Genomic DNA, 15,561 nt, shown 5'->3' on the forward strand with positions numbered 1-15,561 from the left:
GCGCACTGCCGCGCGCTCTTCACGTCACTGTGCGTGACATTCTCGTCGCCGGATACGCACGACCAGCAAGTCTGCGAGGCGAGAGCAAGCCCGCGCGGCGAGTGGGGCCGGGCGGGTCCGGCGGTGCGATCGGGGGAGCGAAGCGTGCACGACGAATTCCTGTGCCATGTCACCGCGTACGGCTGGTGCGGCGGTCAGCGCGTCGGGGTGCCCCTCGGCACCTACCGCGCCCCCACCCTGGCGCTCGCCCTGTGGTGGATGCGCGACCGTGCGTTATGGATCGCCGAACGCCTCGACCCACGTCCCGAGAACCCGAACTTCCCTCCCCACGCGGTCGTCCCGGTCGCCGACACCGTACCCGACGTACCCAGCCAGCTGCGCGCCTGGTCCGCCGACGACGTACAACAGGATCTCGTCGCCGAGGAGTTGGCCGCCGGGAACCTCGTCCGGATCGCCACCAACGACGACACGACGGAGTACGAACTGCTCGCGGAGTCCGTCGACGCCGTCCGCATGCAGCGCATCGCCCAGCGCATCGCCGCACCCGCCGCCTGACGCCGGGCTCGATCCGGTGCCGGATCCGCGCCCCACCGCGCCGGGCGCGCATATGGGGACCCATCGGTAGAATTTCTGGCATGGCAGAGCGGTCGATCGCCTCGACTGCGCCCGCACTCGTGCTGGAGACCGAGTCGGGCTCGACCGTGCTGGCCCCGTCCCACGACTACCACGTGGGGCGCGACCCGCTCAGCGACGTCGTCCTCGACGACGACCGGGTCTCGTGGCACCACGCGGTGCTGCGGGCCGAGGCCGGGCACTGGACCATCGAGGACGAGAACAGCACCAACGGAACGTACGCCGACGGCCACCGGATCCACGAGTGGGACGTCGGTCCCGGCACGGTCATCCACTTCGGGAGCCTGCCCGACGGCCCCCGCGCGGTGCTCACCGGCCTTGCCCCCGAACGCCCCTCCGGCATCCACAGCCCCGCCTCCACCGGCACCTTCCGACAGCCCACCAGCGTCCACCCGCTGCCCGAGCGGACCGTCCGCATCGGCCGCGCCGCCGACAACGACCTGGTCATCGACGACCTCGTCGTCTCCCGCCGGCACGCCGAGCTCCGGGCCCGGCCGGAGGGCACGTACGAGATCGTCGACCTCGGCAGCCACAACGGCACCTACCTCAACGGCACCCCCGTCGACCGGGCACCGGTCACTCCCGGTGACATCGTCGGTATCGGTCACTCCGCGTTCTGCCTGGTCGGCGACACACTCCAGGAGTACGTCGACACCGGTGAGGTCTCCCTCGACGTCCAGGAACTCACGGTCGCCGTCGACCGCGGCCGGAAGACGCTGCTCGACGGGGTGTCCTTTCCGGTCGGCGAGAAATGCCTCCTCGCCGTCGTCGGCCCGAGCGGCGCCGGCAAATCCACCCTCCTGAACGCCCTCACCGGCCAGCGCCCCGCCGACACAGGCACCGTCCTCTACGACGGCCGCGACCTGTACCGCGACTACGCGGAGCTGCGCCAGCGCATCGGACTGGTCCCGCAGGACGACATCCTGCACGCCCAGCTGACCGTCCGCAGAGCCCTCTCCTACGCCGCCGAACTCCGCTTCCCCCAGGACACCGCGAAGGCCGAGCGGCAGGCGCGGGTCGACGAGGTGATCCGCGAACTCGGCCTGGAACAGCGCGCCGGCCAGCCCATCCACAGCCTCTCCGGCGGCCAGCGCAAACGGGTCAGCGTCGCCCTGGAACTCCTGACCAAACCCTCCCTGCTCTTCCTGGACGAACCGACCTCCGGGCTCGACCCCGGCATGGACCGCTCGGTGATGCACATGCTGCGCGGCCTCGCCGACGACGGCCGCACCGTCATCGTCGTCACCCACAGCGTCCTCAGCCTCGACGTCTGCGACCGCCTCCTCGTCCTCGCGCCCGGCGGCAAGGTCGCCTACTACGGCCCGCCGGAGGACACTCTCGCCTTCTTCGGCTTCCAGCAGTGGCCGGAGGCGTTCGAGGCCTTCGAACGGGACCGGGAGAGGGACTGGGCGGGGGAGTACCGCGACTCGCCCTTCCGGAGCCGGTACGTCACGGCCGCCATGGGCCGGCCCTACCAGGCCGACCGGGAACCGGTCGCCGTGGCGCCGCCGCCCAAGCCGCAGAGCTGGGGCGCCCAACTGGGCACACTGGTCCGCCGTTACACGGCCGCGCTCAGCGCCGACCGCACCTTCCTCGCCATCATGATCGCGCTGCCGTTCGTGATGGGCGCGATGGCCAGGGCACTCGCGGGCGGCACCCTGGACCGTGAGACCGCCATGAACGCCCTGCTCATCCTCTGCGTGGGCGGCGTGCTGACGGGCGCCGCGAACGCCGTGCGCGAACTGGTCAAGGAGCGGGTCATCTACCAGCGCGAGAGAGCCGTGGGCCTGTCCAGATCCGCGTACCTGATGTCCAAGGTCGTCGTCCTCGGTACGGTCACCGTCCTCCAGGCGGTCGTCCTCACCCTGGTCGCGCTGCTCGGCGTCGACCTCAACGCCCCCGGCGGCGAAGGGGTGTTGCTGCCACCCCTGGTCGAGATCACGATCGCCGTGGCACTGCTCGCGTTCACCGCGATGATGCTCGGCCTGGTCGTCTCCGCGCTGGTCCGCAAGGAGGAGGTCACCATGCCGCTGCTGGTCCTCCTCGCGATCGTCCAGGTCGTGTTCTGCGGTGCCCTGCTGGACGTGCGGGGCACGATCGTCCTCGAACAGCTGGCGTGGCTGGTGCCGTCGCGGTGGGCGTTCGCCGCGATGGCCGGCACGATCGACCTGGAACGGATCGTGCCCGACACCTCGGACCCGCTGTTCGCGCACTCGGCGGGCGTCTGGCTGCTCGACCTCGGGATGCTCGTCGTCCTCTCGCTGCTCTGCGGCTGGGCCGTCGCCCGGCTGCTGCGCCGCCGTGAGCCCGCGGTGATGCGGAAGTAGCCGCCATGACGACCCCCGGCTTCCTGCCCACCCACGTCGTCCCGCCGGGCGGCCTGCCCGCCTGGGATAGCCCGGACCCGGCCCACCCGACCGTGGCCCTCGACGCGCTGCTGCCGGTCCAACTGCTGGAGCGGCGCGGTGACTGGGGCCGGGTCCTGTGCGCCAACGGCTGGTCCGCCTGGGTCGACGGCCGCCTCCTCGTCGCCGTACCGCAGGACCCGCCCGCCTCCGGTGCTGCATCCGCTCGCACGGCCGACCCGCGCCCGCTGCTGGCCCGCGCCGAGGAAGCCCTGACGCGCTACCGCACCGAGGCGGAGGCGCTGGCCGCCGGGCACCGCGACGGGGAGTCCTTCCGCGAGCACACGAAAGGGCTGCGGATCGGGGTCGTCGTCGACGGTGAGTCGCTGTGGCTGTTCGACGCGGCCCACGAGCGGTGGGTGTACTGCGACGGGACACGGCTGAGCACGTTCGCCGCGGCGGAGGAACCGCGCGATACCCCGGCCGCCCCCCGCTTCACACCGGCAGCCGCCCAGGCCCAGGCCCCGGAACCGACACGGGCTCCGGCTCCGGCATCGTCCCCGGCCCCGGAACCGACCAGGGTCGTGGGGGAGCCGGTGCGCGAACCGACGGACCGGCGAGCGTCCGAGCCCTCACCCGCCGGGCCTCGGCCCGCCGCCACCAGGCCGGCCGACCGGGGGCCGAGCGACGGCGAGCCCACGCGCGTGGTCCCGCCGGTGACCCGCGATGAGTGAGACACAGCCGTACGCCGGGCGCCCCTCCGAGCTGGTCGGACGGCGGATCGCCGGTTACCGCGTCGAACGCGAGATCGGCCGGGGCGGTATGGCCGTCGTCTACCAGGCGCGGGACCTCCGGCTGGAGCGGACGGTCGCGCTGAAGCTGCTCGCCCCGGAACTGGCCCGCAACGACACCTTCCGGCGCCGCTTCACCCACGAGTCACGGGTGGCCGCCGCGATCGACCACCCCCACATCGTGCCGGTCTTCGAGGCGGGCGAGACGGACGGCGTCCTCTACATCGCGATGCGGTACGTCGCCGGCAGCGATCTGCGACACCTGCTGGACCGGGAGGGGCCGCTGCCGGTCACGACCGCGACCCGCATCGCCGCCCAGGTCGCCTCCGCGCTCGACGCGGCGCACGACCACGGCCTGGTCCACCGGGACGTCAAGCCCGGCAACATCCTGGTCGCGCGGGGCACTGACAGCGACCACCCCGAGCACGTCTACCTCACCGACTTCGGCCTGACGAAGAAGTCGCTGTCCCTGACGGGCTTCACCACCGTCGGCCAGTTCGTGGGGACCCTCGACTACGTGGCGCCGGAGCAGATCTCGGGCAAGCCGGTCGACGGCCGCTGCGACGTCTACAGCCTCGCCTGTGTCGTCCACGAGACGCTCGCCGGCCGGCCGCCCTTCCAACGGGACGACGACATGGCCCTGTTGTGGGCCCACCAGTACGACCAGCCGCCGCCGCTGACCGGTGTGCGCACCGATCTGCCGCCCGCGGTGGACGACGTCATGGCGACCGCGCTGGCCAAGTCCCCGGACGACCGGTACGACTCCTGCCTCTCCTTCGTGGCGGCGCTCCGGGCCGCCGCCGGCACCGCACGCGGTTTCCCGCCGGGGCACGCACCGACCCGGACGGTCGCGCCGACCGCGTCCGGACCGCACGATGCCCCGCCCGAGCCGCCCCGGTGGGCCGCACCCGTGTTCATCCGGTCCGACCGGCACCCCGGCTGACGTCGAGCCGCTCGATGTGAGCCACGTTCTCCCGGTCGTCGGCGTCCGAGCCGGCCTCGGCGGCGAACCAGGCGTCCAGGATCTCCTTGAGCAGTGGCTCGGAGGTCAGCCGCAACCCGATCGCCAGCACATTGGCGTCGTTCCACCGGCGGGCACCGTCGGCCGTGTAGGCGTCCGTGCACAGGGCCGCCCGTACACCGGGCACCTTGTTCGCGGCGATCGACGCGCCCGTGCCGGTCCAGCAGCACACGACGGCCTGCTCGGACGCGCCGGAGGCGACCTCGCGCGCCGCCGCCTCGGAGCAGACGGCCCACCGGGGGTCGTCCCCGTCGCGCAGCGCGCCGTGCGTCACGACGTCGTGGCCCCGGCCGCGCAACTCCTCGACGAGGAGACGCGCGACAGGTTCGTCCATGTCGGAGGAGACGGAGATCCGCATGTCTCCGAGGCTACCGGGCTGAACCCGGCCCGTCGGCCCCGGCTACGGGCGTGGCCACGGCTTTCCGGCCAACCGCTCGATGCTGGTGTTGAAGCGCTGCAGATAGTCGGCGAACCCGGCGATGTCCTCGTCGGACCAGCCCTCCAGGACCAGGGCGAGCGTACGGACGTTGCCCTCCCGCTCCTCGTCCAGTCGGCGCTCGCCCTCCTCGGTGATGCGGAACTTCCGCGCCACCCCGCCCTCCGGGTCGAGGGTGTGCTCGACCAGCCCGGCCCGCAGCGCGGCGGCGGTCTGCCGGCGCAGGGTGGAGGCGTCGAGGCCGAAGGCGTCGCTCAACTCGCCGATCGACATCGGCCCCTCGATGCGGATACGGCTGAGGAGGATGTACGCGCTGCGCTCCAGCGTCGAGTCCTTGCGGCGTCCCTTGCTCTTGCTCAGGTGCTGGTAGCGCCCGAGCAGCATGTTCTCGTACTCGACCCGGCGCGTCGGCTCTTCCACGGTCGCCTGCCTCCTCGTTTGCGGATTCCGCCACGGCGATCCTTCCATCCCGGCAGGCCCGCACCGCCGGGCCGTTCAGGATCTCCATGTGCATCATGCATGTGAAGTGCGTCGTGCACAGGACGTGCTCCATGCATGTGACAGGTATGCTGCACGCCAGGTGCATGACGTATGCCCGGTCACCGGTTCATCGCACGGAGGAATCCCTTGACGGCCAACCCCCCGACCGCCGCCCGCCCCGGCGGTGTCATCGCGACGCTGGCGCTCGCCGGCATCGTCGCCGCGATCATGCAGACACTGGTGACACCGCTGCTCACCGAGCTGCCCGCGATCCTCGACACCAGCGCGGCCAACGCCTCCTGGGTGATCACCGCGACGCTGCTGACGGGAGCGGTCTTCGGCCCGATCGGCGGACGCCTCGGCGACCTGTACGGCAAGCGCCGCATGCTCCTGGTGTGCTGCGCCCCGCTGATCATCGGCTCGGTGGTCTGCGCGCTGTCCTCTTCCGTCGTGCCGATGATCGTGGGCCGAGGACTCCAGGGCATCGGGATGGGCGTGGTGCCGCTCGGCATCAGCCTGCTGCGTGACGTCATCGCACCGGAGAGGCTCAGCGGCTCCATCGCCCTGGTCAGCGCCTCCCTGGGCATCGGCGCCGGCCTCGGCCTGCCGATCGCCGCCGCCGTCGCCCAGTACGCCAGCTGGCGCGTGCTGTTCTGGGGCGCGGCCGGTCTGGCCGTCGCGGTCACCGCCATGGTCTGGTTCCTCGTCCCCGAGACCCCGGCCGGTGCCAGGGGCCAGCGTTTCGACTTCGTCGGCGCTCTCGGTCTCGGCGGCGGTGTGGTGTGCCTGCTGCTCGCCGTGTCCAAGGGCGCGGACTGGGGCTGGGGTTCGGCGACCACACTGGGCCTGTTCGTCGGCGCCGCCGTGCTGCTGCTGTCCTGGGGCTGGTGGGAGCTGCGCACCCGCGAGCCGCTGGTGGACCTGCGCACCACCGCGCACCCGCGCGTGCTGCTCACCAACGTCGCCTCGGTCCTCGTCGGCTTCGGTATGTACGCCCAGTCGCTGATCACTCCGCAGCTGCTGAGGTTGCCTGAGGCCACCGGCTACGGTCTGGGCCAGTCGATGCTGGCGATGGCGCTGTGGATGGCCCCGGCCGGGCTGATGATGATGGCGCTCTCCCCGCTGGGCGGAAAGCTCACCAACGCTCGCGGCCCCAAGTTCACGCTGGTCACCGGTTCCCTGGTGATCGCCGCCGGCTACGGTCTCTCGCTCGCGCTGATGGGCTCCACCTGGGGTCTGCTGATCGTCTCCCTCGTCGTCAGCTCCGGCGTCGGCCTCGCCTACGGGTCCATGCCCGCACTGATCATGAGCACGGTGCCGCTGTCCGAGACCGCCTCCGCCAACAGCTTCAACACGCTGATGCGCGCCCTGGGCACCTCCACCGCGGCGGCCGTGGTCGGGGTGGTGCTCGCCCAGATGACCACCACGCTCGGCGGCTTCAGCCTGCCCTCCGAGGCCGGGTTCCGGACCGGTCTGATGATCGGCTGCGGTGCCGCGCTGGTCGCCGCGGCGGTCGCCGTGTGCATCCCCGGCGCACGGGCCGCCGCCGACTCCGACCCTGCCCCGGAGGACAGGGAGACGAGCACGGTGGAGGCGTCGGCTTCCACCACGTGACAGGGGTAGGGGCGGGCCGGGGCGTCCGGGGCGGTCAGCCCGTGCGGCGCTGCGCCTCGACGACGTGCGCGTGCCGCGCGAGTTCGGCCTCCCGCGCGACGGGAGGGCCTCCGTTCTCCGGTACGGGCACCGCGGTCGTGCGTGCCGTTTCCCCTCCGCGTACGGTCCGGCATCCCCTGGCGCATGCTGGGCCCTGGAGATCGTCCGGGCAACCCTACCGAAGTGAAAGAGGGTGATCCGCTTGCGTGATCGGGGGTGTTGACCGGCCCGGACGCGCCGGTGGTGCCCTCAGGGCGAGGCGGGCGGATCCAGGTGCCGGACGACGATCGACCACGGTCCGTCGGAGCGGGCGTAGAGGAGACAGGGGCCGGTGAGCACCGCTTCGCCCTGCCAGGGACCCACGTGGTTGGCCAACTCGTCGAGGAAGCCGGTGCCGTCCGGTTCGAAGGTGTCCACGAGGAAGTACCCGCCGTCGTCGGAGCGCGGATCGCCCTCGTACCGCAGCGTCGCGATCCCGGGCCCGCCGGTGTGGCGCAGCACGTCCGAGGCGGGACGCCGCGTGCGGCCCGCACAGGGCAGCGCGCTCGACAGCGGGCTCACGTCGACCGTCCACGGTCCGTCCGCCTGGACGCGGAGCGCCCGCACCGGCCGGTCGTCGGCGTTCACCAGGGCGCGGCACGAGAAGGGGCCGCCGGTGTAGACGAGTTGGCTCTGCGAGTGCAGCCTGCCGTCCAGGGCGTCCACGACGAAGTGCCCGTTCCCCGAGTGGGTGATGTCGAGGATGACCGGACCCGTCCCGGTGGTGAGCCGGGCGACCGTGTCGCCGTCGCCACCGATCCGCTGGAGCGCCGGGTCGCCTGCGGTCAGCAGCGGGGGCGCCTGCCGGGGCGGCTCGTCGCTCCCGCCGACCTCGGAAGGCGGCACCACAGGGGCCTGCCGCCGCGCACGGCCGTGTCGGAACCACTTCATGGAGCCCCCCGGTGACGTCTGCGCACAGTATTGGGCGTCCGACTCTCCACGTATACAAAAAGGCCCGCACTTCACCAACCGGCTACCTGGCTCCGACCAGGCGCCCACCGGTCCGGCCGGGCACCCGCCGGTCCGTCAGTACGCGTCCTCGCCCTCGACGAACGTCCGCACCACCTCGATGTCCCCGATCCGGGACACGTCCACCCGGCGCGGATCGTCTCCCAGCACGACGAGGTCGGCCCGCCTGCCGGGGGTGATGCTGCCCGCGTCGCCGTCCCAGTGGCAGGCGCGGGCGGCCTCGACGGTGTACGCGCGCAGCGCCTCCTCGACCGTGATCGCCTCCCCGGGGCCGATGAGGCGGCCGGACTCCGAGGCCCGCTCCACCATGAACTGGATCGCCCGCAGCGGCGCGCCGTTCGCGACCGGGCGGTCCGAGCTGCCGGCGACCCGGACACCATGGTCGAGGAAGCCCCGGCCCCGGTACAGCCAGCCCGCCCGGTCCTCTCCCATGACCGTGGCGTAGTCGTCGCCGTAGTAGCGCAGGAAGCTCGGCTGGATGACGACGGTGACCCCCAGCGCGGCCAGCCGGGGCAGCTGGTCGGGGCGGACCAGTCCGGCGTGCTCGACGCGATGGCGTGCCTCCGGGCGGGGGCTCAGCTTCCGGGCCTTCTCCAACGCGTCCAGGGCGACGTCGAGGGCCCGGTCGCCGATCGCGTGCACGGCCAGCTGCCAGCCCGCGAGGTGGCCCTGGACGATCGTGCTCTCCAGGACCTCGGGATCGTGCATGAGCTGACCGGAACCGCCGGGGCCTTCGGGTGTCAGGTACGGGCTGGTGAGGGCCGCCGTACGGGCCATCATGCCGCCGTCGGTGAAGATCTTGAGCGAGCCGAGCGAGAGAGTGCCCTCGCCGAAGCCCGTGCGCAGGCCGAGGTCGATCGCCCGGCTCGTGGTGTCCTCGGCGTCCGCGCGGACCGGGCGCAGCGCGTCGGCGGCCACCATCAGCCGTACCCGCAGCGGCAGTCGGCCCGACTCGTGGGCGAGCTGGTACGCGGCGCCCTCGATGGGGCTGTGCCCGAACAGCCGCGCCCCCACGCCCGCTTCGGCGCACCCCGTGATGCCCTCGGAACGGCAGACACGGGCGGCGTGCTCGATGGCGGAGGCCAGTTCGGTGAGCGAGTGCGGCGGCCGGGACCGTAGCGCGGCCCCCATCGCGCCCTCCGCGAGGAAGCCGTCCGGCCGGGCCACCTCCGCCGGAAGCCCCGCGAGGACCGCCGAGTTGACGAGGCAGGCGTGCCCGGAGAGATGACCCAGGTACACCTTGCGACCGGCGCTGACGGTGTCGAGGTCGCGCGCCGTGAGCGGGCGGTCGAGGGTGCGCTGGTCGTAGCCGCCGAAGTCCACCCAGCCGCCGGCCGGGGCCTCGGCCACCGCCTCCGCGACCACCCGGAGCACGTCGTCGGCGCGCCGACTCGGCGCGACACCGGGCGCCTTGGCCTTCAGGCCCGCCCACGCCAGGTGCACATGGGCGTCCACGAAGCCGGGGAGCACGGTGGCGCCGTCCAGGTCCAACGTCCGCCGCGCCGGAAGGCCCGCCACGTCCTCGTCCAGGCCGACGACGTGCCCCCGCCAGATCCCGAGCTCCCGGGCTGCCGGGCGGTCCGGATCCATCGTGACGATACGGGCGTTGGTGATCCTGGTGCTGAGCACGGACGGGTCCTTCCGGTCGGGGCGGTGCGCCCGGTGTGTTCGCGTATCGGTGAAGTGGCTTGATGTGTGGGCGAGTTGACGTCGGTTCGGCTGATGTCCCCGCTGTCGGGGAGGCCGCTCAGGTCTCGAAGACGTCTCGGGGCTGGTCCAGGACGGCGAATGTAGTTAGCCTTACCTAAGTTTGCTTGTACGTATCCTGTGTTGGCGAAACCGGTCCGGAGTGTTGCGTGAGAAAAGCGGACCCACCGGGACGGAACGTCCTGTGGCGCACGGTCGGCGGACAGCGTCGGGACGTCGTGCTCGGCGCGGTCCTGGGGATGGGGCACCAGACGGGCGAGGCCCTGGTGCCGGTGCTCGTCGGACTGGCCATCGAACGCGGGGTCGTGGACGGCGACATCCCCGGACTGCTGCTGTGGCTGCTCGTCCTGGCCGCCGTGTACGTCGGGCTCTCCCTCAGCTTCCGGTTCAGCGCGAGGGCCGGTGAACGTGCCGCCGTCACCGCCGCGCACCACCTCAGGACCGCTCTCGTCGGCCGTGTCCTCGCACCCGAGGGCGGCGCCGAAGAAGGAAGGCTCCCGGGCGAGTTGACGAACATCGCCACCGAGGACGCCAAGCGGGTCGGCGCCGTCGCCATGGCCCTCATCGTCGCCTGCGCGGCCACCGCCGGGCTCGTGGTGAGCGCGGTCGCCCTGCTGCGCGTCTCGCTCGTCCTCGGCCTGCTCGTCCTCCTGGGCACCCCCCTGCTGCTGTGGCTGGGGCACCTGTTGAGCAAGCCCCTGGAACGGCGCAGCGAGACCGAACAGGACCGCGCCGCACAGGCCTCCGGTGTCGCCGCCGACCTGGTGGCCGGACTGCGCGTCCTCAAGGGCATCGGCGCCGAGCAGGCGGCCGTCGCCCGCTACCGGCGCGTCAGCCAGGACTCCCTCGCCGCCACCCTGCGCGCCGCCCGCGCCGAGGCCTGGCAGAACGGCGTCGTCACCATCCTCACCGGTGCCTTCATCGCCCTGGTCGCCCTCGTCGGCGGACGGCTCGCCGCACGCGGTGACATCGGCCTCGGCGAACTCGTCTCCTCCGTGGGGCTCGCCCTGTTCATCGTCGGCCCGCTCTCCGAGTTCGCCTGGATCAACACCGAACTCGCGCAGGGCCGCGCCTCCGCCGCCCGTATCGCCGAGGTGCTTGACGCCCCCGGCGCCGTACCCGCGCAGGGGCCCGCCGAGGCCCTCCCGGCGGCCGGCGTCGAGGGACGGCTGACCCTGCGCGGCCTCACCTACGGCCCCCTGCGCGGGGTCGACCTCGACATCGCCCCCGGCGAGACCGTCGGCGTCGCCACCACCGACCCCGCCGACGCGACGGCTCTGCTGCGCTGCCTCGGCCGCCACACCGACCCCGACGACGGCTCCGTGGAACTGGACGGCACCGCGCTGACCGCGCTCGGGCCGGACGACGTCCGCGCCGCGATGCTCGTCGCCGAGCACGACGCCGACCTGTTCGAGGGCACGGTCCTGGACAACGTGACGGCGGCGATCGGCACCCACTCGGCGATCGCGGCCCCGGAGCTCCGGGAGCTCCCGGAGCCGAGAGGTACCGCCGAGACGGGGGCGGGAGTCGTGGCCGCCCCGGCGACCGTCACCGCCGCCATGGCCGCCTCCGGTACCGACGAGGTCGCCCGCGCACTGCCCGACGGCGTGCACACCGCCGTCACCGCGCGCGGTCGTTCACTCTCCGGCGGCCAACGCCAGCGCGTGGCCCTGGCCCGCGCCCTGGCCGCCGACGCGCCGGTCCTCGTCGTGCACGAACCGGCGACCGCCGTCGACGCCGTCACCGAGAGCCGCATCGCCGCCGGCATCCGGGACGTCCGCGGCGGACGCACCACGCTCCTGGTGACCAACAGCCCCGCCCTGCTCGCCGTCACCGACCGTGTCGTCCTCCTCCACGAAGGCCGGGTCACCGCGACCGGCGACCACGAACGCCTCGTGCACGAGCGCGCCGACTACCGGACGGCGGTCCTCACATGACCGATCACGCCGCATCCGCGGAGACCGACGAGGCCGCGGAGGCCCCTCGACCCGCCGAGCCCGCGCGAGCCGGGGAAGCCGGGGGAGCCCTCCGGGGCCGAGACGCGGCAGCGCTCGCCGAAGCCGGCCCGCCCGCCCAGGGCGCGGACGCGGGGAAAGCCGTCCGGTCGGTCGTGGCCGTGGATGACGCCGGAGCCGTCCGACCCGCCGAGACCGGGGATGGCGCTGGAACCGTCCCGTCGGTCGTGGCTGCGGAGGATGCCGGAACCGTCCGGCCCGACGAGGCCGTGGACGTCGCCGAAGCCGGGGAAGCCGGCCACGGCGTCGGAGCCGACGAGCCCCACTCCCGGGGCCGTGACCGAGCCGGACCCGTGCTGCTGCCCGTCGCCACGCCCGCCCGTACGCGTGCCGCGGTCGCCGAACTCCTGCGGCCGCAGCGGCGGTTGGCGGTGTCCGCGTTCGCCGTCATGGTCGGGTCCACCGCCCTCGGCCTGCTCGTGCAGCCCCTGCTCGGCCGGATCGTCGACCTGGCCGCCGACCGGGGGTCCGCCGACGCCATCACCGTCACCGCCGCGCTCCTCGTGGCCGTCGCCGTCGCCCAGGGCGTCACCGCCGGGTTCGGGCTGTCCCAGATCGCGCGGCTCGGCGAGACGACCCTGGCCCGGCTGCGCGAACGCTTCGTCGAGCGCGCCCTGGCCCTCCCCCTGGATGGCGTGGAGAAGGCCGGCGCCGGCGACCTGACCGCCCGGGTCACCGCCGACGTCTCCCTCATCGCCGACGCCGTGCGCAACGCGCTGCCCGCGCTCGGCCGGTCGGTGCTCACCATCGTCCTCACCTTCGGCGCCCTCGCCCTGCTCGACTGGCGGTTCCTGCTGGCCGCGCTCCTCGCGGTCCCCGTGCAGGCGGCCACCGCACGCTGGTACGTCGCCCGCGCCATCCCGCTCTACGCCGAGCAGCGGGTGGCCGCCGGCGCCCAACAGCAACAGATGCTCGACACCATCGGCGGCAGCTCCACCGTGCGGGCGTTCCGGCTGGGCCGCGAGCACACCGAGCGGGTCACCGAACGGTCGTGGTCCGTGGTGGCGCTGACCATGCGGGGCGTACGACTCGTCCTCGGCTTCTACAGCAGGCTGCACATCGCCGAGTACATCGGGCTCGCCGCCGTCCTCGTCACCGGCTACTGGCTGGTCCGCGACGGCTCCGCGAGCATCGGCACGGCGACCGCCGCCGCCCTGTACTTCCACAGCCTGTTCGGCCCCGTCAACGCGGCCCTCGCCCTCCTCGACGACGCCCAGTCGGCCACGGCGGGCCTCGCCCGGCTGGTCGGCGTCACCGACGAACCCGTGGCGCCGCCCCCGACACGCACCGTCGCGTCCGGCGGTGTCGACGTGACCGTCCGGGGCCTCGGCCACGCCTACCGGCCGGGCCACCCCGTCCTGCACGACATCGACCTGACGATCCGCCACGGCGAACGCGTGGCCCTCGTCGGCGCCAGCGGAGCCGGCAAGACCACCCTGGCGCGACTCGTCGCGGGCATCCAGCCGCCCACCACCGGCAGCGTCCTGGTGGGCGGGGTCCCGCCCACCGAACTCGGCTCCGCCGCCTCCCGCACGATCGCCCTGATCACTCAGGAGACCCATGTCTTCGCGGGCCCCCTCGCCGACGACCTGCGGCTTGCCAGGCCCGACGCCACCGACGACGAACTGCGCGCCGCGCTCGACCGGGTCGACGCCCTCGCCTGGGCCGAGGCCCTGCCCGACGGCCTCGCCACGGTCGTCGGCGACGGCGGCCACCGGCTCAGCGGCGAGCGGACCCAGGCCCTCGCCCTGGCCCGGCTGATCCTCGCCGACCCGCCCCTGGTGATCCTCGACGAAGCCACCGCGGAGGCGGGCAGCGCCGGAGCCCGCACGCTGGAGAAGGCCGTCGCCCGCGCCGTCGACGGCCGGACCGCGCTGATCGTCGCCCACCGCCTCAGCCAGGCGGCGACCGCCGACCGCGTCGTCGTCATGGAGGACGGCCGCGTGGTCGAGGCCGGCACCCACGACGAACTCCACGCCGCGCGAGGCCCCTACGCCGCCCTCTGGGCGGCCTGGTCGGACGCCCGCGACACCGGCCCACGGCCGGCCCCAGAGCCCCCCACACGCACCGCTCCGCAGAAACCCGAACCGAAGGACCGCTGATGTTCCGCTCCCGCAGAGCGCCACGGCTCGCCGTCGTGCTCGCCTCCGCCACCCTGCTCCTCGCCACCGCGTGCGGCGGCGGCTCCGACTCCGACGACGCGTCGGGCGCCGGAGCGGAGGCGAGCACCTCCTCCGGCGACTCCGCCTTCCCGGTCTCCCTCGACCACAAGTACGGCAGCACCACGATCAAGGCCGAACCGAAGCGGATCGTCACCGTCGGCCTCACCGACCAGGACGCGGTCCTCGCCCTCGGCAAGGTCCCGGTCGGCACCACCGAATGGCTCGGCGGCTACAAGGGCGCCATCGGCCCCTGGGCCGAGGACAAGCTCGGCTCCGCCGAGGCGCCGACCGTCCTGAAGGACACCGGCACCGGCCCCCAGGTGGAGAAGATCGCCGCCCTCAAGCCCGACCTGATCCTCGCGGTGTACAGCGGACTGACCAAGGAGCAGTACGAGTCGCTGTCGAAGTTCGCGCCCGTGGTCGCCCAGCCGAAGGCGTACAACGACTACGGCGTCCCGTGGCAGGAGCAGACCGAGACGATCGGCAAGGCGCTCGGCAAGCCCGAGGAGGCCGCGAAGGCGGTCGCCGACACCGAGGCGAAGATCAAGGCCGCCGCCGACGACAACACCGGCTTCAAGGGCGCCTCGGCGGTCATGGCGACCCCGTACGAGGGCATGTTCGTCTTCGGCAGCCAGGACGCCCGCTCCCGTCTGCTGACCGGCCTCGGCTTCTCCCTGCCGACGGACCTGGACAAGGCGATCGGCGACAAGTTCGGCGCGAACATCAGCAAGGAGCGCACCGACCTGCTCGACCAGGACGCCGTCGTGTGGATCGTCGGCGACCCCGCCAAGGACGCCGCGAAGCTCCACAAGGACGCCTCCTACAAGGACCTGAAGGTCGTGAAGGAGGGCCGCGAGGTCTTCGTGAACGAGAGCAGCGACTACGGCAACGCCACGTCCTTCGTCTCGGTCCTCAGCCTGCCGTACGTGGTCGAGCGGCTGGCCCCGCAGCTGGCGGCGGCCGTCGACGGCAAGACGGACACCGAGGTGGAGCAGCCCGCCTCCTGACCCGGTCGGAGGATGCGCCACGAGGAGGGGGGCCGGTCACCGACCGGCCCCCCTCCGCATGTCGGCGGCCGTCCCCGGCCGTCAGCCGTCCATCGACTCCGCCAGACTGCGCGGCCGCATGTCCGTCCAGTGCGTCTCGACGTGCTCCAGGCAGGACTGCCGCGAGTCGGGCCCGTGGACCACCCGCCAGCCGGCGGGCACGTCCACGAAGTCCGGCCACAGGCTGTGCTGGTTCTCGTCGTTGACCAGCACCAGGTAGGTGCCCTCGGGGTCCTCGAACGGGTTGCTCATGCCACTCCTCTT

Annotated in this window: 14 protein-coding genes; 8 read left to right on the plus strand and 6 right to left on the minus strand. The window is 73.1% G+C overall.

The window, feature by feature from the left end; translation table 11 throughout:
• Positions 1-144: 144 nt before the first annotated feature.
• The 4 genes from ACZ9QC_RS40650 (at position 145) to ACZ9QC_RS40665 (ending at position 4,712) form a co-directional block, all read left to right on the plus strand.
• Positions 145-555 carry a hypothetical protein gene (locus ACZ9QC_RS40650; protein WP_472917705.1) on the plus strand — a complete coding sequence of 137 codons (411 nt, stop codon included), beginning with the start codon at positions 145-147 and terminating at the stop codon, positions 553-555.
• Between the two features lie 80 nt (positions 556-635).
• Positions 636-2,960: an FHA domain-containing protein gene (locus ACZ9QC_RS40655; protein ID WP_472917706.1), complete on the plus strand. Its 2,325-nt coding sequence runs from the start codon at positions 636-638 to the stop codon at positions 2,958-2,960.
• Positions 2,961-2,965: 5 nt separating this feature from the next.
• A complete protein-coding gene (locus ACZ9QC_RS40660) occupies positions 2,966-3,712 on the plus strand; it encodes a hypothetical protein (protein ID WP_472917707.1) in 747 nt (248 codons plus the stop codon).
• Positions 3,705-4,712 carry a serine/threonine-protein kinase gene (locus ACZ9QC_RS40665; protein ID WP_472917708.1) on the plus strand — a complete coding sequence of 336 codons (1,008 nt, stop codon included), beginning with the start codon at positions 3,705-3,707 and terminating at the stop codon, positions 4,710-4,712. Before ACZ9QC_RS40660 ends, ACZ9QC_RS40665 begins: the two co-directional genes overlap by 8 nt.
• Here the strand turns inward: ACZ9QC_RS40665 and ACZ9QC_RS40670 are convergent.
• Together ACZ9QC_RS40670 and ACZ9QC_RS40675 are read right to left on the minus strand one after the other, a co-directional pair.
• Positions 4,684-5,148, minus strand: coding sequence for an RpiB/LacA/LacB family sugar-phosphate isomerase (locus tag ACZ9QC_RS40670; protein ID WP_472917709.1), 465 nt, complete (start codon positions 5,146-5,148; stop codon positions 4,684-4,686). The two genes, ACZ9QC_RS40665 and ACZ9QC_RS40670, sit on opposite strands and share 29 nt — an antisense overlap.
• A gap of 42 nt (positions 5,149-5,190) precedes the next feature.
• Positions 5,191-5,646, minus strand: a complete 456-nt coding sequence (locus tag ACZ9QC_RS40675; protein WP_472917710.1) for a MarR family winged helix-turn-helix transcriptional regulator — start codon at positions 5,644-5,646, stop codon at positions 5,191-5,193.
• A 207-nt stretch (positions 5,647-5,853) separates the two neighbouring features.
• On the opposite strand from ACZ9QC_RS40675, the gene ACZ9QC_RS40680 reads away from it, so the two are divergent.
• Complete coding sequence (locus ACZ9QC_RS40680) at positions 5,854-7,320, plus strand: MFS transporter (protein WP_472917711.1); 1,467 nt, start codon at positions 5,854-5,856, stop codon at positions 7,318-7,320.
• A gap of 288 nt (positions 7,321-7,608) precedes the next feature.
• On the opposite strand, the gene ACZ9QC_RS40685 is transcribed toward ACZ9QC_RS40680, so the two are convergent.
• The gene (locus ACZ9QC_RS40685; protein ID WP_472917712.1) at positions 7,609-8,289 is read right to left on the minus strand and encodes a hypothetical protein; all 681 of its coding nucleotides are present in this window, start codon (positions 8,287-8,289) and stop codon (positions 7,609-7,611) included.
• 135 nt (positions 8,290-8,424) lie between these two features.
• On the minus strand, positions 8,425-9,996 hold the full coding sequence (locus ACZ9QC_RS40690) for an amidohydrolase (protein ID WP_472917713.1): 1,572 nt from the start codon (positions 9,994-9,996) through the stop codon (positions 8,425-8,427).
• 227 nt (positions 9,997-10,223) lie between these two features.
• Between ACZ9QC_RS40690 and ACZ9QC_RS40695 the strand changes: the two genes are divergently transcribed.
• Positions 10,224-12,011 (plus strand): ABC transporter transmembrane domain-containing protein, encoded by a 1,788-nt coding sequence (locus tag ACZ9QC_RS40695; protein WP_472917714.1) that lies wholly within the window; start codon positions 10,224-10,226, stop codon positions 12,009-12,011.
• Here ACZ9QC_RS40695 and ACZ9QC_RS40700 read toward each other — a convergent pair.
• Entirely contained in the window at positions 11,987-12,355 is a 369-nt protein-coding gene (locus ACZ9QC_RS40700; protein WP_472917715.1) for a hypothetical protein, read from the minus strand. The genes ACZ9QC_RS40695 and ACZ9QC_RS40700 overlap by 25 nt on opposite strands.
• A 27-nt stretch (positions 12,356-12,382) precedes the next feature.
• On the opposite strand from ACZ9QC_RS40700, the gene ACZ9QC_RS40705 reads away from it, so the two are divergent.
• Together ACZ9QC_RS40705 and ACZ9QC_RS40710 are read left to right on the plus strand one after the other, a co-directional pair.
• Positions 12,383-14,191, plus strand: a complete 1,809-nt coding sequence (locus ACZ9QC_RS40705) for an ABC transporter ATP-binding protein (RefSeq protein WP_472917716.1) — start codon at positions 12,383-12,385, stop codon at positions 14,189-14,191.
• Positions 14,191-15,258 (plus strand): iron-siderophore ABC transporter substrate-binding protein, encoded by a 1,068-nt coding sequence (locus tag ACZ9QC_RS40710; protein WP_472917717.1) that lies wholly within the window; start codon positions 14,191-14,193, stop codon positions 15,256-15,258. The genes ACZ9QC_RS40705 and ACZ9QC_RS40710 overlap by 1 nt, the downstream gene beginning before the upstream one ends.
• An 81-nt stretch (positions 15,259-15,339) precedes the next feature.
• Here ACZ9QC_RS40710 and ACZ9QC_RS40715 read toward each other — a convergent pair whose 3' ends face one another.
• Positions 15,340-15,549 carry an MbtH family protein gene (locus ACZ9QC_RS40715; RefSeq protein ID WP_149830609.1) on the minus strand — a complete coding sequence of 70 codons (210 nt, stop codon included), beginning with the start codon at positions 15,547-15,549 and terminating at the stop codon, positions 15,340-15,342.
• Positions 15,550-15,561 lie beyond the last annotated feature (12 nt).

This window comes from Streptomyces sp. HUAS MS02, from assembly GCF_055702265.1.

Excerpts from the sequence above, each read along its gene's own strand:
- ACZ9QC_RS40655 (WP_472917706.1), top strand. The coding sequence starts at position 636 with ATGGCAGAGCGGTCGATCGCCTCGACTGCGCCCGCACTCGTGCTGGAG.
- ACZ9QC_RS40660 (WP_472917707.1), top strand. The coding sequence starts at position 2,966 with ATGACGACCCCCGGCTTCCTGCCCACCCACGTCGTCCCGCCGGGCGGC.
- ACZ9QC_RS40665 (WP_472917708.1), top strand. The coding sequence starts at position 3,705 with ATGAGTGAGACACAGCCGTACGCCGGGCGCCCCTCCGAGCTGGTCGGA.
- ACZ9QC_RS40670 (WP_472917709.1), bottom strand. The coding sequence starts at position 5,148 with ATGCGGATCTCCGTCTCCTCCGACATGGACGAACCTGTCGCGCGTCTC.
- ACZ9QC_RS40685 (WP_472917712.1), bottom strand. The coding sequence starts at position 8,289 with ATGAAGTGGTTCCGACACGGCCGTGCGCGGCGGCAGGCCCCTGTGGTG.
- ACZ9QC_RS40710 (WP_472917717.1), top strand. The coding sequence starts at position 14,191 with ATGTTCCGCTCCCGCAGAGCGCCACGGCTCGCCGTCGTGCTCGCCTCC.
- ACZ9QC_RS40715 (WP_149830609.1), bottom strand. The coding sequence starts at position 15,549 with ATGAGCAACCCGTTCGAGGACCCCGAGGGCACCTACCTGGTGCTGGTC.